Origin of the sequence: Allolucifera butyrica (genome assembly GCF_900476375.1) — a bacterium.
Classification (GTDB): Bacteria; Bacillota; Negativicutes; order Sporomusales; family UPPP01; genus Lucifera; species Lucifera butyrica.
This window is the reverse complement of record NZ_UPPP01000093.1, coordinates 1-23,357: the sequence shown is the minus strand read 5'-3', so window position 1 is coordinate 23,357 and position 23,357 is coordinate 1. Positions and strand designations below refer to the sequence as shown.

Here is a 23,357-nt window from a genome sequence, read left to right as displayed (position 1 = left end):
ACTTTAAGACCTACAACAAAGGAGGATGCATGTGATTGGGATTGTAATCACCGGACACGGACAGTTTGCTACAGGGCTTTCAAGTGCGGTGGAAATGATTGCCGGAAAGTCCATTAATGTAGCGGCTGTCGATTTTGGGCTGGAGTGCTCTACGGATGAACTCAGTCGTCAACTAAAACAAGCTGTTAACAGTTTTGAAAATTGTGATAAAGTACTTTTTTTAACCGATTTACTGGGAGGGTCGCCATTTCGATGCAGTGTGCTGGCTGGCTCGGAGATAGCGGAAAGCAAGGTCATCGCGGGAACCAATTTGGCAATGGCTTTGGAAGTGGTATTAAGCAGGGAATGCGATAATTTGGAACAACTAATGGAGATGGCAATTACCGCAGGGAAAAATGGAGTGCAAAGCTATGCGTACGTAGGTAAATGTAAAAAACATACGTCCACGGGGATTTAAAATGAATACATCATATTATGCAATATCTGCAAAAAAAATATATCTGGAAAACAAGATCATTGAGAATGGTAAGATCGTCATAAAGGATGGTCTAATAGAAGATATTGTAGAACAGGAAAACAACGTAAATGTTGAATGTTTATGGGATCGCCAAGAAATGGGTATAATGCCTGGATTCATTGATACACACATTCATGGAGCAAATTCTTATGATGTTATGCAAGCTGATTTTGTTTCGGTGAATGAAGTATCCAAGTTTTTGGCAAAGAACGGTACGACATCTTTTGTTCCTGCTGTTATGACCGCTTCTTTAGATAAAATGAACATGGCGTTAAAAAATATACATGTATGTTTAGGGAAGGTAGAAGGGGCAGAGATATTAGGCTGTTATTTAGAAGGACCATATTTTACAAGTAAGCATAGAGGTGCTCAGCCGGAAGAGTTGCTGCGAGCGATTCAAATAGAAGAAATAAAGGGATTTATTGACTCTGCCGGCGGGAGCATTTTAACAGTTGCTTTGGCGCCGGAAAAAGAGAATGCAATTGACTTAATTCAGTACTTAGTTCAAAAAGGCATACATGTTTCATTGGGACATACTAATGCTACTTTTGAAGAAATGAAAAAAGCAGTTTTTTCCGGAGCGGATATCGCTGTTCATACCTTTAACGGCATGAAAGGCCTTCACCACCGAGAACCGGGGGCAGTTGGGGCGGTTTTGACCAATGATAAAATCTATGCAGAGTTGATTGCCGATTTTACACACGTTCATCCTGCTGTGATGGAAATACTACTACGCTGTAAACCTAAGGATAAAATAATTTTAGTCAGTGACGCAATGGAAGCAGCGGGATTGGAAGACGGGGAATATAAACTCGGTCAAGTTAAAGTAACTGTCAACCATTCTATTGCGCGAACAGGTGATGGCTCACTAGCAGGCAGCACAACTAATTTGCTGAAAGAAGTCGCAGGGCTTATAACAAAAATGGGGATTAATCCCACAGACGCTATTAATATGGCTTCGCGTAATCCTGCTAAAATGCTGGGACTAGAGAATGAGATAGGCAGTATTCGAATAGGCAATAAAGCAAATTTGATAATTGTGGATAATCAATTCCAAGTAGTAAGAACCCTGATTAAAGGCGAAATTGTCTATCAAAGATAATTGAGTGTCAGCAAAATGGTAATGACGTCATTACCACCTTGTTGACAACTACAATTAATTTTGTGAAAGGAAGTGATTATATGTATATTAAGCATCCATTGAAAGACCTGGTAGAAAAGCAAAAGAATGGTCTGGCATGCGGCATATATTCAGCATGTAGTGCTGATAAATTCGTAATTACAGCAGTAATGGAACGGGCTTTGATTGACAACGAGCATGTGTTGATAGAAGCAACTGCTAATCAGGTGAATCAATTTGGCGGATACACGGGCATGAGACCAGCCGATTTTCGCGAATTTGTGTACTCATTAGCAGCAAAAATAGGATTTCCGCAAACCAAAATAATTTTTGGCGGCGATCATTTAGGGCCGTTAACGTGGAATAGTGAAGATGCAAATTCAGCTATGCAGAAATCGAAAGAATTAATAAGGGAGTATGTTATGGCTGGATTTACTAAAATCCATATTGATACGAGTATGAAGTTAGCGGATGATCAGCAAAATACTCCGCTGGATACTGAAATCATTGCAACGAGAGGAGCGATGTTATGTAAGGAAGCGGAGTTAGCTTTTACTGAATTACGGAAGGATAAGCCAGATGCCATTAACCCGGTGTATGTGGTGGGGAGTGAAGTGCCTATTCCGGGTGGAAGTCAAGAGGTAGAAGAGGGGATTCACGTTACTAAAGTCATGGATTTTGAAAGAACAATAGAGACATTTAAAAAGGCTTTTCAGAAATATCAATTGGATGTGGTCTGGGATAACGTGATTGCCGTTGTAGTACAACCGGGGGTAGAATTCGGTAATGAAAGTATACACGAATATAAGCGTTCTGCAGCGCAGGAACTGAGCGCGGCTTTAAAGAGATATCCAGGACTTATATTTGAAGGCCATTCGACTGATTATCAGCCGGCTCACGCTCTTAGGGAGATGGTCGAAGACGGGATAGCTATTTTGAAGGTTGGACCAGCATTAACATTTGCCTTGAGAGAGGGGCTATTCGCATTAAGCTATATGGAATCTGAGCTGTTTAGATTTAACTATAACGTTGAACAGTCTAGGTTTATGGAAGTTTTGGACTACTACATGGTTAATAATCCCGATAACTGGAAAAATCATTATCATGGGGAGCCAGCTAAGATTAGGTATGCGAGAAAGTTTAGTTTTTCTGATAGGTGTAGGTATTACCTACCTGTTCGTGAAGTTCAGTATGCTTTTGACAAATTGATAAAAAATTTGCATTTGGTGGATATTCCGTTAAGCTTGATAAGCCAGTTTATGCCAATGCAATACAAGAAAATACAAAATGGTTTGTTAAAGCGAGACCCTGAGAGTCTATTAAAAGATAGAATCATTAATTGCATTGATGATTATATGTACGCTGTAAAACCTGGAAGCGTGTGCCGGTAATGAAATAATTTATCTGGAAGAATTAATAGATATAAGAAATGGTTGCTAAATATATGGAAGAGGAGCGAGAAATATGTGTGAAATATTTGGATTTGAGAGAGAGACTGTATTGGAAAGAAAAAGCGGGGATACGGTAGACGAAATTTTGCGCCAGCCTGATGTGTGGAAATCGATATATGGAAAAATAGTACTTCGGAAAGAGGAAATAAAAAACTTCATAATGAAAATTGGTAAAGATACTAGAGTTATCTTTACCGGGGCGGGAAGTTCAGGTTTTATAGGGGATGCGTTGGCACCGTTAGTTAGAAAAGAATTGGGATTCAACCATGTTGAATCAATCCATACAACGGATATTGTTGCAAATCCAGAACAATATTTAATAAAAGATATTGAAACTTTATTAATTTCGTTTGGACGATCCGGAAACAGTCCGGAAAGTGTCGCGGCAATTCAGCTTGCGGAAAAGATGATAGATAATGTTTTTCATATTGTCATTACCTGTAATAGCCAGGGGGAATTGGCTGGAATAACCAATGAGAGAACGTTGAATTTTAAGTTTGATGAAGCTCATGATAATGGTTTTGCTATGACTAGCAGTACAAGCGGTATGTTATTGGCAGCATACAGTATTTTAAATAGTAGCGAAGATCTTAGCAAACCAGTGGATACGGTTGCAAATTATGCGGAGGCTGTCATAGAAAGTAAACAGAGGATGATTGCTAGCGCTTATCAGAAACATGTTGATAGAATGGTCGTATTGGGAGCCGGTAATTTATTTGGTATAGCGCGAGAATCTGCTTTAAAGTTGCTCGAACTGACGGCGGGAAAAATTATATCCCGCTATGACACTCCTATGGGTTTTCGCCATGGTCCTAAGGCAATGTTAACTCCCAACACTGTAATCATGTATTTTGTCTCCAATAATGAGTATACCCAAAAATATGACATGGATATGATACGAGAATTGTCGCAATCCCGAAAGCATAAATTACTTATTGTTTCTGATCAATATGATGCAAAGATTAAAGAATTGGCAGATATATATGTTTTCAATTCGGAACAAGAAAAGTTAACTGATGCTTTTACTTTCTTTATTCCTCTGCTTGTTGCACAAATTTTCGCATTATATGCTTCTTTACAATTAGGATGTACTCCCGATAATCCGTTTCCTAGCGGGGAAGTAAACAAAGTTGTACAAGGAGTAAGCATCCATATATAATTACAAACTTTGCTTTATATACATAACTTAGAAACACTGGAAAAAGTCATACTAGAAAAGATTCGGATGTGCGGGAGCGCGGGAAAAGCATGATTGGAACCATTACACTAAATCCATCTCTTGATAAGGGATATATGGTCGGAAATGAATATTACGACAGGAAATAAAGTGATTGCTTTATTTCCTGGAGTTAAGGGGGCCATTGCACGAGCGAAATTGGTGCGATGGCCTTTTTACATATAAAGTACCTTCTACCTACCATAAGTAAACAATTTGGGACGTTTACTGAAATGGAATACTTACTATTGTTTAAAAGTATCTAAGAAATTTCGCGCGACAGAAGATAAGGTATGATTTTTCGCCCATATAACGGCAGAACTGGTTTCCAATGTTGGAGCGGTAATTTCACGATAGTACAAATTTAGCCCAGGTAAAATATTGACCCAATCCTTGGGAATGATTGCTGTACCCATTCCGGAATTTGAACAAAGTAATATTAAGCGTGTATCATCAATTTTACATAGAATATTTGGTTCAAAGCCTGCTGAGTGAAAGGCGTCAATTATTATAGATTCAAACCTGTAGTTAACGAGCAAAGGTTTTTTTGAAAGCTCACTAAGCCGAATGATGTTCTCGTTGCTTTCGTACTCAGTATTTTGGATAGCAACCATTGGTTGTTTAGGCAAATTGAATGAATCATAATCATCTGTGTTAAATGGAGTACGTATAATTCCAAGTTCGATTGTTCCAATTTTTAGTGATTCCTGTATTTTTTGTGTAACCATATTTCTAATTTCAAATTTAACATCCGGGTATTTCTCATGAAACTTTCGTATGGAATCAGATAAGAGAATTGCTGCGGATGTTGAAATCGTTCCAACTTTAAGCGTACCCTGCAATCCAGCTTCATACGATTCTAATTCTTTACTTGTTGTATCCATCAGTTCAAGAATTTGTGTAGCCCGCTCAAAAAAACGTCTTCCTGCGTCAGTAAGCTGAAATTTTCGAGTACTCCTAATTGCTAACTTTACGCCAAGTGCATGTTCCATATTCTTTAACTGATTGCTTAAATAAGGCTGTGGGACATGAACTCGATCTGCCGCCTTGGTAATGCTACCTGCCTCAACTATTGCTTTAAAGTAAGTAAGCTGTGTTAGATCCAACGTAAACACTCCTGATTTATATATATTTATATATAAATTATATCATATTTACGTATTTTACATATATATATTAGCGCGATATAATAACTTTATAAAAAATATAAGGTAGGGGTTTTAATTCTATGGATAGTATTCTTCCAGGACAAAATAAATGGTTTGTTCTTCTCTGTGTAGGAATTGGTGCATTTCTTTCCTCTTTAAATTCAAGCCTAACAAGCACTATTTTACCCATTATAGAACATTCTCTAAAAACGACACTCAGCCAATCTGAGTGGATCGTTTTAATTTATCTGCTCATTATGACGGTTACGTTAATCCCAATCGGGAGGCTTTCCGATCTTTGGGGGCATCGGAAAATATTTATGTTCGGATTTGTGCTTTTTACATGTTCATCAATCTTATGCGGCTACTCGTCAAATTTCTTCACCTTAATTTTAGGCAGAGCTTTACTGGCGTTTGGCGGATCAATTCTCTTGTCTGTCGGACCTGCGATTATAACAACCACATTTTCCTCTGAGGAAAGAGGTAAGGCACTTGGAATTCAGGCGTTGATGACTTATATTGGGCTTTCACTTGGGCCTTTATTCGGAGGTAGCATTACCCAGTTTTTAGGTTGGCATTTTACTTTTTTCATTTCTGTTCCTTTCGGTTTAGGCGGATTTATATTAGCATTTCTTTATGTTAAGGATATTAATGTGACAAGTGTTAAATCAATAGATATTCGAGGTATGGTATTCTTTGCAATTGCTATGACAGCAGTTACGATACTTATGAACGGGGCTTCGATAACGAGCTCTTATTTTATTCTTCTGCTGATTTTTATCCTTATGGTTCTTTCTTTTATACTATTTTTCCATTCAGAACGAAAGGCGCGATCTCCAATGATGCCCCTTTCACTTTTTCGGATTCGAGACTTCGGTTTTGGTGCAATGGGAGCTGCATTTAATTATCTTTGCTTTTACCTGACATTATTTATTATTCCGTTTTATTTTGATCAGGTTTTACACAGTTCCGCTATGGAAACTGGTATTATTTTCACCATTACCCCCTTTATTATGATGATATGTTCACCGATTGTGGGAGCTTTATCCGACCGTCTGGGTTCACGAATTTTTTCAATGACCGGTATGGGATTCAGTATTCTTAGTCTTCTTCTGTTTGGAATTATGGCGAAAACGACGTCTTCCATAGCATTTTTATTATTAATTCTTGGACTGATATGTGCTGGACTTGGCACAGGTGTCTTTGCAGCACCCAACAATTCCGCCATAATGGGTGCTGCTCCGAAAGACTATCAAGGTGTTGCATCTGGCGTTGTAGCTACCTTCCGAAATATCGGAATGATTGCAGGCACAACTATTGGCGGTTCATTATTCAGTTTTATGCTCTTAATCCTATCCAAAAAGGACATTCCTGCCGAACAGGCTTTTTTATCCACTTTTTCAACCATAATGTGGGTAGGAGCTGTTTTCGGCATAATAGGATTTATCTGCTCTTTCTCAATGAATAAATCACGCAGCAGTATGTGATGTCTTGGGTAGAGCAAACCGCCTGGAACAATTTTGCCCCTCGGATACTAGACAATCAAACAAAAATTAAGGATATCTGTACTTCTGCCCTAATATGTAAAATTTGGCAGGAGTTTTGTTTTTTATGGGAAATAAAGGTTTGTTGTAGGCGTTTTGAGATGAACGGAAATGGTCATACTGATGTTACTCCAATTAATGTTCTGAATTATTATCACCTTCTTGATCCAATAATTTGGTCGCTGCTGGTTGCAAATTCGACGAAACGCTTGTTTTTTCAGTACGAATAAATATACCTTCCTGCCACATTTGATACCAATATAACAAAACTCCCGTAACTGTAGTGAGTAGTAATGCATGGAAGGGACCTAACTTTAAATACTGGAGTATGTCCCTAATTCCCAAATAATAATCAATAAACAGGTAAGAAAATATATAATTAGATACCGCATCAACTGCTAGGAATAACCAAAACCGTCCATAGGTAAAACGAAAAATCAGTATAGTTGCAATGGGGTTTAGACTATAGAGGTAAGAAGGGTCTCGTAATGGATAAGCCGCTTCTTTAAAGTGCCACCATTGCAATGTTTCACCTACTTGTACTACCAGTATGCTCGTTACTATAGCTAATAAAGCTACCGGCATAAACCGCTTAATATCTTCTCTGGGTATAAAAAATAAGGTTAGAAGCGGAACAATTAACAGTCCCCACAGCAGTACTTGGTTACTCACAGCAATCCCTCCGGCAATCAGTTTACATGATTATTATAACCATGTCGCGAGTACCTTATTATAATAAGGTGTCACTGTTATGTCCTGTTACTAGGGGGACGGGGTTAAACATTTTAGGTAATTTTTTCCTAGGCAGGTCAATATAGTATGTATGTGCAAAGCTGATTTAACCTACTGCAACCGGGAATCAGCGCTGGTGATTATATAATTGGGAAGGGATACTCGACTTTATGAAGATTCTCGTATGGTGCTCTGCCGTGTCGATAGGCGGAGGAGGAAGACTGCTTGCAAATCTGCTTCCGGCTATGGCTGAACTGGAAGAAGTAGCCCGCATTCACCTGGTAATTCATTCGATGAGCCAATTAAAGGAACGAATGGCGCTTTCCCCTCAGTCTAAGTTAACAATTTCCTACAGCGACAACCAGGAGGTAGTACCCCTGCAACATCTGGCCGAAGCATTTGATCTTGTCTACTGCTTTTGGCCCCACGGTATGGTTTATGAACCTGCAGGCAAACCAATGATATGCACTTTTCATGACACCACCGTATTTGATTTCGTGCCGCCGTTTTTGTCCGGCGCAATTCTGAAGCATGCCTGGGCCCAAGCCAAAGACTGGCTTGAAAACTGTTCCGCTGTTGTTGTTCCGTCACGCTATATAAAGTCAAGACTGATCGCCAACTTCGGCAAAAAGCACGAGAATGCGGCGGTCATTTCCCATGCCATTTCACCAGCCACTGTTTTTACCGCTGAAACCTTATCCCCCGGCGTAGCGAAAAAACTTCCGCCGGAATATATCCTGTATCCTTCCAATACCGCCCCGCATAAAAACCATTATAACCTCCTGCTAGCCTATGCGAAGTTTGCCCGCCGGAAGCAGTACCCGTTAGTCCTATGCGGTTATCAGACGGAAGATTTGACGCTGGAACCACCCGATTGGCCGGATAAAATTTATCTGCCGGTGCTCGTATCGCTTATCAAGCGCAGCGGCTTACAGCTCGGTGCAGATCTCGTCCCGTTAGGCTATGTCAGCGATAATGACGTAAATTTACTAATAAGGAATGCCAAGGCATTAATTATGCCGAGTCTTGCCGAAGGTGGGGGAAGTTATCCGGTGGAAGAAGCGCTAAGTATGGGGACGCCGGTATTATGCTCCGACATTCCGGTAATGCGGGAACACCTGGCAGCCCGCAGCGCTAAAATCGTGTGGTTTGATCCCGAATCACCTGTCTTGATTGCTGCCGCCTTGGAAGAAATGCTGCTGAACTACCATACATATAAAAACTCCGTCATGCTCGGCAGCAACGATGCCCGCCCTTGTTGGCGCGACATTGCCGAACAATATGTGCAGGTCTTCAGGAGCATTTTGCTACCCAATCGACAATAGGCTACCCCATAATCCGGTCGAATACAGTGTGATATTCCCGGGCCACATCCCGCCATGTCCGCGCAAGAACGTAGCTTAAAGCGGTTTTTTGTTTTACCGCGGTACTTTTTCCGCTTTCCCAAAGCTCACCGATTGCTCTTTGTATGTCCGCCACGTCGTAAGGATCAAAGGTGATAAAGGCGCCGCGGTCGCGAATTACTTCCATTGCTACGGCGATCCTGCCGAAGGATACAGGTGTCCCCATGAGCAGGGATTCCAAAATCGGAAAGGGGCAACTGCCCTCAAACAAGGTAGGTACTACGGTACCGGCAGCATATTTGTACAGGGCCGGTAGAGCGTGGGCCGGCAGTCTGCCAAGAAATTTGATGCTGTCGAACAGGGGGTCACACCCTCTTAGCAGTTCGCTCTTGTGGTAAAAATTCTCCCAATAGTCGGTAAATACCAGGTCCAATTCGGTTTTCCTTGTTGTCTGCTCTTGTTTGAACCTAAAGAAAGCCTTAATCAGGCGGAGATGATTTTTATGTGGCCGTATGATGGAAGGAAAGACAAAGTAGTTATGATTCAAACGATATTGTTCGCGAAACTCCTGTTCCTGGCACAAAGCAAAACTGGAGTATTCCTCCGCCGGGGCCGCCGGCCTGATGACATGGGTTTTTTCCGGGGAAAGCTTAAGATAGTCCAGACCATCGCAGGTACGGATGTAGCTGGAGTTGCAAATCACCGCCGCCGCTTTGCGGGTGAGCGTTTTTGCCGTGCCATCAATCCATTTTCCCAGGTCTTCAAGTTCCGGTACATGCAGCCAGGCCAGATCATGAAGGCAGACAAGCAGCGGTTTGGTCAAATATTGGGCAGACTCCAGTCCTACCCACGGCACGATCCATAAATCCACAGGAACGCCTGTATTTATCCATCGTAAATCGTCCGAACAGTAAATGGTAAGCCTTGACGGGAATTCCAGCTTTAATCTTGTGAACATCTGCTCTACTTCCGTGACATTAGGCGGCATCACCAGTATATGAATCTCAGTTCCTGGTTCTTCGTACAGCAGCCCCGCCGCAAGCCGGACGACGTACCTGCCTATTCCTTCTCCGGCCAGCAGCACCGGAAAGGGATATCCCAAATAGATGCCAACCCGCATAATTTCACCCTACTTTACAGATTTAATAAGCTGCTCGCAGATATAAGCCACTTCGGCTTCGGTCAGATCAGCGTAAGTCGGCAGGTTAAAACCGCTCCGGGAAATCCGTTCTGCTACCGGAAAACCGGCGGAACGCTCAGACCGTACATAGGGCGGTAGCATATGCACCGGATAAAAAACCGGCCGCGTTTCAATACCAGCGGTGGCCAAACGAGCCGTGACGCAGTCCCGTGATATTTTGTCGGTATTCAATAATACAGTAAACAGCCAATAGACATTTTTAGCCCACGGTTTTTTCGCCGGCAGCGTCAGCTCCCGGAATGACGACAGCCGCTCCCGGTACAGCCTGGCCACCCGGAGCCGGTTTTCGATATGCCAGTCTATTTTCTCCAATTGGCCCAGGCCGATCGCCGCCTGAATATTGGTCATGCGGTAATTGTAACCGATGACCGGATGCCAGTACCGCCGCTCCGGGTCCATGCCCTGGCCTTTTAGCAGCATTATTTTGGCCGCCAGCGCGGCGTTATTAGTCGTAATCATACCACCTTCACCGGTGGTTATGATTTTATTCCCGTAGAGGCTAAAAGCGCCGACATCGCCGATCGTCCCAACTTTGCGGCCTTTATACTCAGCGCCGTGCGCCTCAGCGGTGTCTTCGACGACGAAAAGGCCGTAGCGGCGCGCGATGTCCATGATGGGGTCCATGTCGGCCGGGTGACCATACAAGTGAACAGCGATGATGCCTTTGGTCCGCGGCGTGATTTTGGCTTCTATTGCCTGCGGATCGATATTCCATGTCTCGCCTTCCGCATCGGCGAAAACTGGGGTGGCACCGCAGTAGCGCACCGCGTTGGCGGTAGCGACGAAAGTCAGCGTCGGCACGATGACCTCATCGCCGGGAGCCACACCAAAGGCAAGCAGACTTAAATGCAATGCCGTCGTACCGTTGCTGGTGGTCACCGCATGAGCGACGTTCATATACTGGGCAAACTGTTTTTCAAACAGTTCGATGTATTTACCCTTTGATGAAATCCAGTTGGTTTCCAGACAATCCATTACATACATCATTTCGTTGCCGTTCAGCTTCGGTTGTGCGATCGGTAATCTCATGACATTCTCCTTGACCGGCTATTTTTTACCACTCTGCCGGGAACGCCCACAGCCAGCGCATTGTCCGGTATATTAGCAACGATCACCGCTCCGGCACCGGTAATACTCCAGCAACCGATGCGAACCCGGGGAATGACACTGGTCCCGGTGCCTAAAAACGTTCCTTCCCCTACCTGGACGTTGCCGGCCAAGGTGCAGCCGGGACCGATATGGCAGTTGCTTTCCAGTACGCAATCATGATCTATCGATGCTTTGGTATTGATGATTACATTGCTCAGGATGCGGCTGCCGGCATTGACGATTGCCCCGGGCATCACGGCAACGCCGTCATCCAGCATAGCGGCAGCGGAAATATAGGCATGGGGACTAATCACGTTAATCAGGACAAAACCCAGTCGGCGCACCCGATGCGCCAGCTCCGCCCGTCTTCTGTTATCGCCGATGGCGACAAACGCTTTATTCACGCCGCTTTTGGCGATTTCTTCCAGCATACAGTCTTCGCCGATGATCTTAACTCCCGCCACACAGTGACCGGAGTTTTTCGCTTGATCCAGGCACCCGATAATGTCGTACAAGTCTTGTGCCCGGATAATATCGATAATCACTTTGGCGTGGCCGCCAGCGCCAAGAATGACAACCGGCTCCCGCTGCAGTTCCATTCCGCTCCTCCTTTTTCCGTTCTCCGGGCTGTATGTCGATTTATACATTATATGACAGTGAGATACTTTTGTGATGATGCGAAAAACATTCCAACCTTCCCGAAACCAAAAGGCTCCCAGGGGAAGAATCCCCTGGAAGCCTCGACAGGTAACGATATACGCGCCATATTACTTAAACAATATCAAAATCTGCCTGTCGCCGGTACGTTTGAGCACCCTGTACCCGTTGGCCGCTGTGGTAGCGGCACCGCTATCCGTGACGGTACAGTAGCCATTGGCCTGACTTGTTCCGTCGTCCCGAACCAACACTTTTCCGATCAGGCCGACTGCTACCCATTCGGGGCGCAGCAGGCGGGAAATATACTTTTGGGTATTATCCCAGGCCGGGTTTAACACCGGCTGCACTACCTTCCGTTCAGGACGAATCACATGGCCGTCTTCACCGGTCACCGCCGGCACGACTACTTCCCGTCTCAGAACTCTCCCCCACTCGTCGGTAAGATATTTGCCTTTCCAGCGCAGTTCGCCGCTGTTACCAAGGACAGTATAATTCACGCTGGTCACGCCCAGGACAAAATCATCATTAGCATGTGCGACTCGAGTTTTTTCGCCGTCCAGCGTGACAAAATACCCTGGTTCAATCGACTGCCCGTCCACCGTCTCAAACATTTCGGCATAGTCGGCCCCGCCACCGATCCAGGCTCCGTCAATATAAGCATTGGTTACACCTGGCTGGAGCGGGTCATTGCCAATAATTTTCGCGCCGATTCCCACATTGATAGCATCGGTGCCATTAGCCAAGAACCAGGAATACGGATTGGTAGCCTGGCCAAATTGGCCGATAATGTGGGCTCCCTCAAAACCGCCTGCATTCGTTAGAAGCCCTTCGGTATGGGAGTTATCACCACTGGCAGTTGTTTGCGATCCTTCGGCGTGGGAATAAAGGCCGCTAGCGACTGTAACATTGCCTTCCGCATGGGAAAAGTTGCCGGTGGCATTTGTAGCCACGCCTTCCGCATGGGAAAAAGTACCGCTGGCCGTTGTGTCTCCTCCTTCCGCATGGGACGCTTCACCGCTGGCTGTCGTGATTTCCCCCTCCGCATGGGAAAAATCTCCGCTGGCCACTGTGTGGTACCCTTCGGCGTGAGCCCCTATACCGGTAGCATTATCCACGCCTGCCGTCGTGCCTATTCCTTCGGCGTGGGAACCACGGGCCAACGCCTTGATAACAAAAGTAGTGTCGGTTGCATCAATAACCCCTTCGGCATGGGCTCCGTCACCGCTGGCTGTCGTGTTAAGCCCCTCCGCATGGGAGGCCGTTCCGCCGGCCATCGTGTCTTGGCCTTCGGCATGGGAGTAATTACCGGATGACGATGACAAATATCCTTCGGCATGGCCCGCAGTACCTGCCGCCGCCGTCTGGTATCCTTCCGTATGGCCGGCATACCCGGTAGACGATGTATTGTATCCTTCCGCATGTGAGGCATTATTTTGGGCTGTTGTCAGCATGCCCTCGGAATGGGCCCCAACGCCTTGCGTGTTACTTACGCCGGCGCTTGTGACATAACCCTCGGCATGAGCCGCAAAACCGTCGGCAGTCGTGCCATAACCTTCGGTATGGGAAAAGGAACCCTGCCGAAGTAATGTTCCGTCCTTGGGAATATCCATAAAAAAACCTCCCTTCAACGTTAAATTTCTTATGAGCTGATATATTCTATGTTACATAAAACACGATTGTCACCTAAAACCGATTATGGAAAAATGCCCTGTCACCGTTTAATGAAACCTCGCTCAAAGCATAAAAAAACGCCAGCTTTAGCTAGCGCATTATCCTTGGGGCGAAAAATTCAGACTCAAATATGACCGGGTCAAGAGAAACGTCACCGCGTCTTCCTTCCTATAATACTTTGTTTAAAAGTGGTATTTTCCGGATGACAAAGTGTGTTATAGCAAAACATAGCGGTATACAAATAACGCATAGCATAACCCATTTAACTATTGGTGATAATTCTGCAGACCTAAATAACAGAGAGACCGCGACAATAATCGGGGGATGAAACATATAAACAGCAAAGGAATTATCTGACAGTGCCTTGACAAATCTGCTCTGATAATTGAATTTTTCTCTAAATACGGCGATTAACCCAATGCTCATGGCAACTGCCACAAATGATTCCCACAGAAAATATACTGCACTCTCCCAGGTCACCCCTCCGAAAAGGGCGGTCATTCCACCTGGCATAGCGCTGGCTCTCTTTGTCAAAACCAACCAAAATAGCAAGCCCAGGACAATACCGCAGATAAGCCATCTTTTCCCGGTCTGATAGCCGATCCTTGCAAACAGGTTGTTTCTGTAAGCTATAATACCCACGATGAAAAGTACGATATACGAGGCAAAAAAACAGAGTTGCATATTCAAAATATTTGTCCCGATCGGCTCGACGGTCCTAATTAGAAATGCACATACGGAAATAATCAGGATAAGGATGACGGCATTGGTCAATGATGGCCTGACTCGCTCCTTGTCAAAAACAGGAACCGTTTTTCGCGAAATCAGGCGCACCAACCATTCGCCTTCCCGCCCAGCTCTACTAACCCAATAAACGGCGTAATCACCGCCGTACACCACCACCACCTCTCCAATTTTTCATAAAATTAGTTGCCGAAAGTGAATCCCCCTCCAATTCGGAATTTTATATATTATACTTGTTATTAAACCACGTTTTATGATTAATTCAAGTGATTTTGCCTCAAACATACACTTTAATGCCTTAATTGTCACTCCCCGGAAAATAGTCTTTTCTGATATAGCCCTATTTAGCGTCATCCCCGCTGCTAACCCCAGCCCCATGACAACCTGCGGTGTATTGTGATGTGATTGTCCGAGGGTGGGGAAAATTTACGGGACAGACGGCTATAAAAATTACTGCCTGATATTTGCAATCTGCATTGTTCCCTGCTTTCGGGGAATACTTTTATAGTAATTTATTTAAGGAGAAGTAAAGTGATGAACTACGATAAACCATTATTAGCAGGTCTTTTAGGTGCATTATCAACGTTAATAAGTGAGATTGTGACACAATTGTTAGTCGTTTTAGGCATAGGAAAATACAGCATATATGAATTGGATAGCCTTCTTGTTACACTTAACAGGTCCTCAATTTTTATTGGGTTCATTGTAAATGTTATAGCTGGTGGTACTATTGCCGTTTTGTTCTATTATGCAATAGGCAAACTGGGGCGAGATTATCTAGTCTATAAAGGGTTGGCAGTCGGTTTATTATCCTGGGGAGTCTTTGAACTCATATTAACAGCGACTATAGAGGGCCATTTTTTCGATATTAGACCTATGGCCGATTACTACACCCATCTGGTAGCTACTAGTGTTTACGGGATTTTATTAGGATTGTTATTTGATAAATATTTATTTACTGCATCTTTGAAGGATTAGAAAATGAGACGGATGCGCTAACATCCGTCTCATTCCGGGCCCCCCGGGAGAGAGACAGTAGAAGGACCTCATAGAAATAAAAACGACTGATGATTTAAAGAAGCTCGTCGAACTGGATTTAGAACTCCAGCGCGATGAGCTTTAGTTTTTTAGGATATTCGGATTATCTGGTTGAAAATAAGAACCATTGAAATAACTTGCTTCAGCTGAAACTTCAATCTTCCTAGCTATACAATCTGCTGATAAAATGCATTATTTGAAATATCTTTGCCTCCGAAGTCGCCATACAGGTAGAGGCTTCAAAAGCTGCCATAGTCAAAAGCCGTGGTGGTGAGCGTTGCGGCAAAAAGGCGAAAACGTTCCCTTAACATGTTCTGAGGAGAAGATGCTCTTCTTTGCAAGCTAACTGCAATGGATAGAGCGCTTTTTTACTACGATAAAATCATCTTTTAGAGCAATAACCTTTTACAATCTTACTGATGAGGTGGTAAGCATTAAAAAAACTTATCAGGAATGTCATTAAAAGAATTGTGGGAGTTGTTTCCAATTATCTTAAAAGAGCACAATCCCAATTATAAAGAATGGTATAAAACCGAAGAAAGACAACTTTTTAATTACATACCTAAGTAATATCTGTCAATAACTTGTGAAAATGTCACCTCTATTTGCATAAGAAAATGGATTCCAGCATTGCTAGAATGTCTTTGTCGGTCTTCGAAGGAGACTTTTTTAATCAAGGTATGGCCGTATTTACAGCAAGCTCGTCACCCAGTGGAAATTGTTAGGAACGGGGTTAATGACAACTGTGTTTCGATACTCACGTCCCTCTTGACACTCTTTGAAATGACATATTCATGTCATTTTTCTTGTTTAAAATATAATAAATGAAATTTTTATTTAAAAGGGTGATAGACAATGATTAAAATTCTAATTGCTGATGACTCGGAAGACATAAGAAATGGTGTTGCCTGGTATCTCCGTCGAGAAGGTTTTGAGGTCTTTACTGCAGCTGACGGCGACGAGGCGCTTGAAGTCGAAACAACACATTCTCCGGATTTGCTGATTCTTGACATTATGATGCCAGGCATGTCTGGCTTGGATATTGCAAAAACCTTGACGCGCAATGTCCCGATAATCTTTTTAACCGCTCTAGGCGAAGAAAATGATAGGCTTACTGGTTTTAATCTGGGTGCTGACGACTATATCACTAAACCGTTTAGTCCACGAGAACTGGTCGCAAGAGCCCGCGTTGTTTTGCGTCGGACCGGTAAACTCGCATTGACAGGCGATGTTTTGCAATTTGGATCGCTTTCATTGGAACCGGGGACGCAGAGGGTAATCTATAACGGGGAAAGTACCGAACTTTCAACAAAGGAATTTGAATTATTATACTTTCTAGCGAAAAATAATCATACGATTTTTACCAGAGAAAAACTCTTGGTTAATATTTGGGGTTATGATTATAATGGAGATGATCGCGTTGTGGACACAACAATCAGCAGAATGCGTAAAAAGATCGGTGCCGCGGGCGATTATATAGAAACAATACGCGGAAAGGGGTATAAGTTTGAGGTGAATAAGCCGTGAAAACGCATTCAATTTTTTTTCGCCAGGTAATTAGTCATATAACGGTGATCATTTTCATTGCTTTGACTTTGACAGGATCGATCATCTACTTCGTGTATAAAGGGAACCTAATGGAAAAAGAAGGAGAATTGAACCAGCGGGTTACTAACATAGCATCTTCCTTTGGTGAAGAACTAAAAAGCGGACGTATTCCTACTATGAGAGAATGGCAATTGGTCAGTAACTCCATTGGCACGCCGATGTGGCTTGAAGATGCCGATGGGAGGGTGCTTCGGGGACAGTTGCCACCAGAGTATAATACGGAAACGATGAGAAGCGACAATTTTTGGCAGAGTGTAAGATCACAAGGCCGACTGTCCTTTGTCGGACGTGGCGCTATCGCGGTATCAGTGCCAGTATTGATTGGCGAACGGCCGGGAATAATCGTGGCGTACTACACTCTAAATTCAAATCAATATATATTAGAAAGATTGGCTCGCTTTTACGTATATCCGTTTATTGTCGGCATTATAGCCGCGATATTTCTGGGGATGCTTTTATCCCGTAAGCTGACCCGGTCGATTGGCGATATTGCCAATGCTGCCGTTCGTTTTTCTGCCGGAGACTATACGAGTCGCACCAGTACCGTCGGTAAGGATGAAATAGGTGCTCTAGGTCAGACTTTCAATGCGATGGCTGAGTCAATTTTTCATACTCAGCAAACGCGGCGGGAGTTTTTTGCCAATATTTCGCACGAATTGAAAACTCCCTTAAGTTGTGTCAAAGTCACAACAGAGGCACTGCTGGATGGTATTGCTGAAGATGAGGAAGATCAAAGTCGTTATCTTAAGAGAATACTGGACGAGACCAATCGGATGTCGCGACTAGTCTATGATATTATGGATTCGGAGCAGTTGGAATCCGGAAAAATGCGGATCAAACAGGAAAAAATTGATTTAGCCGCGCTGCTTATGTGTCAGGCCGATAAAGTAGAACCGCAACTGCATAAAAAGAATGTTAGACTTAATTTGCAAATTTACACTGACAAGCATTGCGTTATTGGTGACAGCGGCCGATTCGAACAAGTCTTGGATAATCTGATGAGCAATGCCATACGCTATGCTCCCAAAAATTCTTTAATCGGCCTGGCTTTAACTAAGGAAAACGCTTATCTCGAAGTAAGCGTGTCTGACCAGGGGAAAGGTATCGCGGACGAAGAACTGCCAATGATTTGGGAGAGGTTTTATCGTGAGGATAAATCCCGGGACCGTTCCTCAGGCGGTAGCGGCCTGGGGCTGTCAATAACCCGCGGTTTGGTTGAAGCTATGGGGGGGGAGATCACGGTACAAAGCAAAAAAGGGGAAGGTACCACATTTAAAATTCGGATACGATGGGTAGAGTAAACTCTTTAACAAGGGACGCAAGAATGGGCTTGCATCCCTTGTTTTTTTCTAAAGTAAAAACCTGACAAATTCATGTAACAATATTCATTTAAGATTAATTTATAGAAGATGCTTTTGGAGTAGATTTTGTTCTAATAGGGGCTAAAGTGTTTTCAAAGCATATAGTGAGGTGGCATTGGTGAATTGGATTAAGGCGATAATGGCTAAATTGGTACAAAGTGTTGGTCAGAGTGGATTATTACGTTATCTTGCCGGCAACCGCCGGTTAAAATACGGGGTTCCAGTTTTACTAGCCTTTGGTGCTTTAGGTATTTGGCTTTATAGAACCGGTTCAATTGGACCGGCGAAGGTTGTTGCTGCAAAAGCCGAAATAGGTACGCTCAAACCAACCGTATTCGGTATTGGCACAGTACAGGCCAAAATGACATATAACGTTGGGCCGGTCCAGACCGGGAAAATACTGAAATTATACGTCGATCAAGGAGATTCGGTTAAAGCGGGTCAGGTGATTGGTGAAATCGACCCAGTCGATATGGACCAGCGTATCGCAAGTTACTATGCCGCTTTAGTCAGCAGCCAACATGATACAGCGGTCGCCCAGGCGCAAATTGAACAAGCAAAGAGCCAAAATCAGTTAGCTCAAGCAGAAATAGAACGCTATACACAGCTTTTTGAACAAGGGGCAATCAGCAAAGAATCACTGGACACACAAGAAAATAACGCAAAGGTTGCTCAGGCTGTAGTGGATTCAGCCCTGTCAAACTACCAATCGACGCAAAGTAAAATGGTGAAAGCGGAGGCGGATTATCAGGGACAAATCGAGCAGAAGAAAAATTTACTGCTTATTAGCCCCGTTGATGGTGTCGTTACCGCCCGTAATATGGAAGAGGGAAGCACGGCGGTTGCCGGGCAGGCTGTGTACAATATCATTGATCTGCGAACCCTCTGGGTACAAACCCGGATTGATCAAACCCAGTTTAACGGCATCGCTTTGGGTCAAACAGCGGAAATAGTACTGCGGTCAAACCAAAGCCAAAGACTGGCCGGAAAGATTGTACGGCTGGAATCACAAGGCGATACGGTCACCGAAGAACGGCTCGTTGACGTGAAAATTACCAACACTCCCAATAACGTTTTCCTAGGTGATTTGGCGGATGTGACTATCAGTTTGCCTGATGCCGTGAATGCCTTATATGTTCCGGCTAATGCAGTTAAATCAGAGAACGGCCGAGATGGCGTCTGGGTTATCCGCGATGGCAGGGCCTATTATAGGACGGTGAAAACCGGAGTGAAAACCATGGATGGTAACGTTCAAATTCTTAATGGGCTTGAGCAAGGAGACACAGTGATTGTGTACAGCAGATCCAAAATCACTGACGGGACGCGCGTTAGGATGGTGTCGGAATTGTGATCAACTTGGCTGTACGGGACATTCGGCATAGCTGGTGGCGATACTCGCTTACCGGGGTAATTTTAGGACTACTGATCGCGGCGACGATCACCCTGTTTGGCATCTATCGTGGGCTGATTGCCGATGCACTTTCGTTGCCGCTCAACTCCGGGGCCGACATTTGGGTAGTTCAGGATGGTACGGCAGGCCCTTATGCTGACGCTTCCACTTTGTATGATGATGAATACCGGGGACTGGCCGGCTTTCCCGGCGTTGCGGAAGTATCCAATGTACTGTATTTTTCTTTGCAGGCCAAGCGGGGAACGGAGGACATCCGGATCATGGTTGCGGGATTTGAAGATGGTAAAATGGGGCAACCGACGCATATGGTCGCCGGCAGGCCTATCATTCAATCGAGGTACGAGGCGATTGCTGAGGTAAGAAGCGGGTTTAAGATCGGCGATAAAATACGTATTAGACGGCATGATTATACGGTTGTCGGTTTGGTGGAAAAGATGGTAAGCGCCAGCGGTGACCCCGTTGTTTATATTCGCCTGAAAGACGCGCAAGAGGAGCAGTTTAAAAAAGACAACACTTCAATTTATAATGATCGCTACAGAAATAATTCTAACGACGAAAATAATGAAATCGCCGATCACCGGACTAATGCCGTTTTAATCAAGGTTGCACCAGGCTGGAGTGCAGATCAGGTGGCGGCAAATATCAAGCGGTGGAAACATTTTCAGACCTATACCTATGAGCAGATGAAACAACTTCTTCTTACAAAGATTATCGAGAAAGCGGCAAAACAAATTGGATTGTTCCTGGGGATCTTCGAGGTTGTCAGTGCCGCCATCGTTGCTTTGTTGATTTATACAATGACCATGGGGAAATTGAAAGAGATCGCGGTTCTAAAGTTAATCGGCGCTAGCAATGGCCTGATTACCATGATGATTTTACGGGAAGCCTGGGGGATTGGGATGATCGGCTATACCGTTGGCGTAATCGTTTCTGTTCTATGGCTGCCGATTTTTCCGCGGTACATCACATACACGGCTGACATACGTCTAATTACGTTTGCCTTAAATATGGTAATGTGCAGTTTGGCAAGCATCATCAGTATTCGAGCGGCGGTAAAAGTCGAACCGGCGTCGGCAATAGGAGGATAATTTATGAAACCGGCGATAGTAATGGAAGAAATCACGAAACGATACGGCAAAGGATCGACAACGGTCGATGCTTTGCGGGGCGTGAATATGGCTGTTTATCCCGGAGAAGTCATTGGCCTTATCGGTGCAAGTGGCTCAGGGAAGACCACCTTGCTGCAATGCCTGGGGTCTATTATCGATCCGACTGCCGGGCGAATGGAACTTGGTGGAGAAGCCATCTTTGATAACGGCTGGCTAATTAAGGACGTACGGGCTTTCAGACGGGATAAAATCGGTTTTATATTCCAATTTGCGTATCTAATACCGTTTTTGACCAATCTTGAAAATGTCATGATGCCGATGCTGCTGGCGGGACAGCCAGATAAATCTGCTCATCAAAGAGCCATGGAATTATTAACGGTCCTTGATATCGCCGACAAAGCGGAGTTCAAGCCTTACCAGCTTTCCGGCGGTCAGGCGCAGCGCGTAGCCATTGCTCGAGCGTTATCCAATAACCCCCCTGTAATACTGGCGGACGAACCGACTGCTCCCCTTGACAGTCAGAAATCCTTAATGGTAGTTGATTTGCTGAATAAATTAGCAAATCAATATGGAACGGCAATCATTGTTGTAACCCACGACGAAGTCATTATTCCGACTTTCAAACGGCTTTATCGGATACGGGAGGGGGTGGTTTATGAAGAGAAAGGGGAAGGGCGCGAAATCAGTGCATGATTTCAAATAAGTTTATGAACAGACTAGGAATGGCTATGAGGAATGAAGTTGTCGGAAATTCCGCAAAATGGTTGGGTATACATACTTTACAAAAAAGAGAGGAAAACAAACATGAAGAATAACAAAAACAATATTTTAAAACAGTTCTTGCTGATAGGGGTAGTCTTGCTTATCTGCTTGCCCGTGTTTGCCAGTCCAATTGAAGAGTTAAATCTGACTGACCAACAGGTTGCTTCTATTAAAATAATCATTCGTCAGGCTAACGAGAAGGTTATGCAAGAGGGATCGGAGCTTCAAAGTGCGAGACCCCGACAAATTAGGGGCATAATGGATGAGATTCAAACAATTCGCAATAAAGCATTAAGCGAAATACGTGGGCAGCTTGACCCAAATCAGCAAGCCGTTTTTGATCAATGGTCAGCTCAGCGGCAAAGTGAAAATGAAAGAAAAAAGGAAATGCTGAAAAGCCTAGATTTAACTAGACAGCAAAAAATTCAAATTGCCAAAATTAGTGAAAGCTCCGAAGAAGCCGCCTGGAGAATAGTTGGCGATAACTCAATTACGAAAAGTGAACTCCGTCAACAACTTACCCAGCTGCGTGCCAATACCATGCGAACGATTCGTCAGCAGCTTACACCAGAGCAGCAGGTCAATTTTGATACATGGCAACAGCAAGCAAAATAAACGTGACGCTTTCTAATTACACCACAAGGAAATCAGATGCTTCACCGGGCAACCATTTCAATGACTCTTGGGTGTAAACGGTGTTACTCAGCTTGCCGATAAGCTTAAAGGGTGGTCGACTGTGGTAGCCGGAAAAGATATTCTTTCCTGTGAAGTTGGTCTAGGGTATGCAATCGCTAAAAATGCGGATTTAAACTTATTTTATTAGTATAAAAAATTCAATAATTTAAAACTAGAAAGATTCTTCTTGTTATCAGTGCAATAAACGCTTATTGAAATACCATTGGCCCAGACTGTAGGGCTTGGTGTCGGGAATAGGTATGACCAAAAAGCTTGATTTTCTATCATTGATAAACTTCTGCCCGATATATAGGATTTGGCAGGAGTTTTGTTTTTTATGAGAAATAAAAGTTTGTTATAGGTGTTTTGAGATAAACGGAAATGGGCATAGTTCCTGAACTTGTCTCTATGTCCCTGAAGACAAGCTGAGTCAAAGAACCGTCCCGTGCGCCAAGAAGCGCACGGAGTATAGCGGGTGGGAATCCCGTCTGGGAAGGTCTAGCCAACCACCCGGTATCCAGCCTTGGGACTGAAGCGGTAACGCCAGGTCTAAGCGTAGGTAGGAAAGGTAGTAGGCCGAAAGCGAAAGCTGAGTAGAATCCCGAAATTCCTAATGGGAATGGTCGATGCATGGGACGAGCAGAAGACAACACTGGGCTTAGCGATAAAGGCAAGTTAAGTTTGGCGCCCCGGGATCGAAGGTCTTGGCATGCTACACACAGTTACTCCGTGAGAACTTGGGAGACCCTGTTGCTCTCCGGAAGGAGTATGGCCGACAAGTTGAAGACGAGGAAGCCAAATAGGTGGCAGGGAGTCGGATTACGTAGTAGTACCAATGAAGCAGGGTAATGCCTGCGGAGGGAAGGACGTAAGATAGTAGTGCCCTTGGCAAGGGAAACAATGCTGCACTGGAGGCAGGAAGCCATTGGAAACAAAACTGAAAAGGATAGCCGAGTTAGC

Annotated in this window: 20 protein-coding genes; 13 read left to right on the top strand and 7 right to left on the bottom strand. The window is 44.1% G+C overall.

Annotated elements, in window-relative coordinates; genetic code table 11:
• The first annotated feature begins 31 nt into the window (after positions 1-31).
• The 4 genes from agaF (at position 32) to LUCIF_RS18880 (ending at position 4,247) form a co-directional block, all read left to right on the top strand.
• Positions 32-457, top strand: coding sequence for a PTS galactosamine/N-acetylgalactosamine transporter subunit IIA (gene agaF, locus LUCIF_RS18895; protein ID WP_165866074.1), 426 nt, complete (start codon positions 32-34; stop codon positions 455-457).
• Position 458: 1 nt separating this feature from the next.
• The gene (nagA, locus tag LUCIF_RS18890; protein ID WP_122629417.1) at positions 459-1,619 is read left to right on the top strand and encodes an N-acetylglucosamine-6-phosphate deacetylase; all 1,161 of its coding nucleotides are present in this window, start codon (positions 459-461) and stop codon (positions 1,617-1,619) included.
• An 80-nt stretch (positions 1,620-1,699) separates the two neighbouring features.
• The gene (locus LUCIF_RS18885) at positions 1,700-3,028 is read left to right on the top strand and encodes a class II D-tagatose-bisphosphate aldolase, non-catalytic subunit (protein ID WP_122629415.1); all 1,329 of its coding nucleotides are present in this window, start codon (positions 1,700-1,702) and stop codon (positions 3,026-3,028) included.
• Positions 3,029-3,101: 73 nt separating this feature from the next.
• Positions 3,102-4,247 carry an SIS domain-containing protein gene (locus LUCIF_RS18880; RefSeq protein ID WP_122629414.1) on the top strand — a complete coding sequence of 382 codons (1,146 nt, stop codon included), beginning with the start codon at positions 3,102-3,104 and terminating at the stop codon, positions 4,245-4,247.
• A 302-nt stretch (positions 4,248-4,549) separates the two neighbouring features.
• Here the strand turns inward: LUCIF_RS18880 and LUCIF_RS18875 are convergent, their stop codons facing one another.
• Complete coding sequence (locus LUCIF_RS18875; protein WP_122629412.1) at positions 4,550-5,410, bottom strand: LysR family transcriptional regulator; 861 nt, start codon at positions 5,408-5,410, stop codon at positions 4,550-4,552.
• A 122-nt stretch (positions 5,411-5,532) separates the two neighbouring features.
• Here LUCIF_RS18875 and LUCIF_RS18870 point away from each other — a divergent pair, with 122 nt between their 5' ends.
• Positions 5,533-6,939: an MFS transporter gene (locus LUCIF_RS18870; RefSeq protein ID WP_122629411.1), complete on the top strand. Its 1,407-nt coding sequence runs from the start codon at positions 5,533-5,535 to the stop codon at positions 6,937-6,939.
• 192 nt (positions 6,940-7,131) lie between these two features.
• Here the strand turns inward: LUCIF_RS18870 and LUCIF_RS18865 are convergent, their stop codons facing one another.
• A complete protein-coding gene (locus LUCIF_RS18865) occupies positions 7,132-7,668 on the bottom strand; it encodes a hypothetical protein (protein ID WP_122629409.1) in 537 nt (178 codons plus the stop codon).
• A 230-nt stretch (positions 7,669-7,898) separates the two neighbouring features.
• Here LUCIF_RS18865 and LUCIF_RS18860 point away from each other — a divergent pair, with 230 nt between their 5' ends.
• Positions 7,899-9,053, top strand: coding sequence for a glycosyltransferase family 4 protein (locus LUCIF_RS18860; protein ID WP_122629408.1), 1,155 nt, complete (start codon positions 7,899-7,901; stop codon positions 9,051-9,053).
• A 1-nt stretch (position 9,054) separates the two neighbouring features.
• On the opposite strand, the gene LUCIF_RS18855 is transcribed toward LUCIF_RS18860, so the two are convergent.
• From LUCIF_RS18855 to LUCIF_RS18835, 5 genes are all read right to left on the bottom strand, one after another.
• Positions 9,055-10,191, bottom strand: a complete 1,137-nt coding sequence (locus LUCIF_RS18855; protein ID WP_122629407.1) for a glycosyltransferase — start codon at positions 10,189-10,191, stop codon at positions 9,055-9,057.
• 9 nt (positions 10,192-10,200) lie between these two features.
• Complete coding sequence (locus LUCIF_RS18850; RefSeq protein ID WP_122629405.1) at positions 10,201-11,301, bottom strand: DegT/DnrJ/EryC1/StrS family aminotransferase; 1,101 nt, start codon at positions 11,299-11,301, stop codon at positions 10,201-10,203.
• Entirely contained in the window at positions 11,298-11,960 is a 663-nt protein-coding gene (locus tag LUCIF_RS18845; protein ID WP_122629404.1) for an acetyltransferase, read from the bottom strand. Before LUCIF_RS18845 ends, LUCIF_RS18850 begins: the two co-directional genes overlap by 4 nt.
• Before the next feature lie 168 nt (positions 11,961-12,128).
• A complete protein-coding gene (locus tag LUCIF_RS18840) occupies positions 12,129-13,628 on the bottom strand; it encodes a peptidase G2 autoproteolytic cleavage domain-containing protein (protein WP_122629402.1) in 1,500 nt (499 codons plus the stop codon).
• A 229-nt stretch (positions 13,629-13,857) separates the two neighbouring features.
• Positions 13,858-14,586, bottom strand: a complete 729-nt coding sequence (locus LUCIF_RS18835) for an acyltransferase family protein (RefSeq protein ID WP_165866073.1) — start codon at positions 14,584-14,586, stop codon at positions 13,858-13,860.
• A gap of 381 nt (positions 14,587-14,967) precedes the next feature.
• Here LUCIF_RS18835 and LUCIF_RS18825 point away from each other — a divergent pair, with 381 nt between their 5' ends.
• The 7 genes from LUCIF_RS18825 (at position 14,968) to LUCIF_RS18790 (ending at position 22,337) form a co-directional block, all read left to right on the top strand.
• Positions 14,968-15,411, top strand: coding sequence for a hypothetical protein (locus LUCIF_RS18825; protein WP_122629397.1), 444 nt, complete (start codon positions 14,968-14,970; stop codon positions 15,409-15,411).
• A 915-nt stretch (positions 15,412-16,326) separates the two neighbouring features.
• Positions 16,327-16,998, top strand: a complete 672-nt coding sequence (locus tag LUCIF_RS18815) for a response regulator transcription factor (RefSeq protein ID WP_122629396.1) — start codon at positions 16,327-16,329, stop codon at positions 16,996-16,998.
• Positions 16,995-18,380 (top strand): sensor histidine kinase, encoded by a 1,386-nt coding sequence (locus tag LUCIF_RS18810; protein WP_122629394.1) that lies wholly within the window; start codon positions 16,995-16,997, stop codon positions 18,378-18,380. The genes LUCIF_RS18815 and LUCIF_RS18810 overlap by 4 nt, the downstream gene beginning before the upstream one ends.
• Before the next feature lie 178 nt (positions 18,381-18,558).
• Positions 18,559-19,791: an efflux RND transporter periplasmic adaptor subunit gene (locus LUCIF_RS18805; RefSeq protein WP_122629393.1), complete on the top strand. Its 1,233-nt coding sequence runs from the start codon at positions 18,559-18,561 to the stop codon at positions 19,789-19,791.
• Positions 19,788-20,939 (top strand): ABC transporter permease, encoded by a 1,152-nt coding sequence (locus LUCIF_RS18800; RefSeq protein WP_122629391.1) that lies wholly within the window; start codon positions 19,788-19,790, stop codon positions 20,937-20,939. Before LUCIF_RS18805 ends, LUCIF_RS18800 begins: the two co-directional genes overlap by 4 nt.
• A gap of 3 nt (positions 20,940-20,942) precedes the next feature.
• A complete protein-coding gene (locus LUCIF_RS18795; RefSeq protein WP_122629389.1) occupies positions 20,943-21,653 on the top strand; it encodes an ABC transporter ATP-binding protein in 711 nt (236 codons plus the stop codon).
• A gap of 42 nt (positions 21,654-21,695) precedes the next feature.
• Positions 21,696-22,337: a hypothetical protein gene (locus tag LUCIF_RS18790; protein WP_165866071.1), complete on the top strand. Its 642-nt coding sequence runs from the start codon at positions 21,696-21,698 to the stop codon at positions 22,335-22,337.
• Positions 22,338-23,357 lie beyond the last annotated feature (1,020 nt).

Excerpts from the sequence above, each read along its gene's own strand:
- LUCIF_RS18860 (WP_122629408.1), top strand. The coding sequence starts at position 7,899 with ATGAAGATTCTCGTATGGTGCTCTGCCGTGTCGATAGGCGGAGGAGGA.
- LUCIF_RS18845 (WP_122629404.1), bottom strand. The coding sequence starts at position 11,960 with ATGGAACTGCAGCGGGAGCCGGTTGTCATTCTTGGCGCTGGCGGCCAC.
- LUCIF_RS18885 (WP_122629415.1), top strand. The coding sequence starts at position 1,700 with ATGTATATTAAGCATCCATTGAAAGACCTGGTAGAAAAGCAAAAGAAT.
- LUCIF_RS18880 (WP_122629414.1), top strand. The coding sequence starts at position 3,102 with ATGTGTGAAATATTTGGATTTGAGAGAGAGACTGTATTGGAAAGAAAA.
- LUCIF_RS18855 (WP_122629407.1), bottom strand. The coding sequence starts at position 10,191 with ATGCGGGTTGGCATCTATTTGGGATATCCCTTTCCGGTGCTGCTGGCC.
- LUCIF_RS18870 (WP_122629411.1), top strand. The coding sequence starts at position 5,533 with ATGGATAGTATTCTTCCAGGACAAAATAAATGGTTTGTTCTTCTCTGT.
- nagA (WP_122629417.1), top strand. The coding sequence starts at position 459 with ATGAATACATCATATTATGCAATATCTGCAAAAAAAATATATCTGGAA.
- LUCIF_RS18825 (WP_122629397.1), top strand. The coding sequence starts at position 14,968 with ATGAACTACGATAAACCATTATTAGCAGGTCTTTTAGGTGCATTATCA.
- LUCIF_RS18795 (WP_122629389.1), top strand. The coding sequence starts at position 20,943 with ATGAAACCGGCGATAGTAATGGAAGAAATCACGAAACGATACGGCAAA.
- LUCIF_RS18815 (WP_122629396.1), top strand. The coding sequence starts at position 16,327 with ATGATTAAAATTCTAATTGCTGATGACTCGGAAGACATAAGAAATGGT.
- LUCIF_RS18850 (WP_122629405.1), bottom strand. The coding sequence starts at position 11,301 with ATGAGATTACCGATCGCACAACCGAAGCTGAACGGCAACGAAATGATG.
- LUCIF_RS18790 (WP_165866071.1), top strand. The coding sequence starts at position 21,696 with ATGAAGTTGTCGGAAATTCCGCAAAATGGTTGGGTATACATACTTTAC.
- LUCIF_RS18840 (WP_122629402.1), bottom strand. The coding sequence starts at position 13,628 with ATGGATATTCCCAAGGACGGAACATTACTTCGGCAGGGTTCCTTTTCC.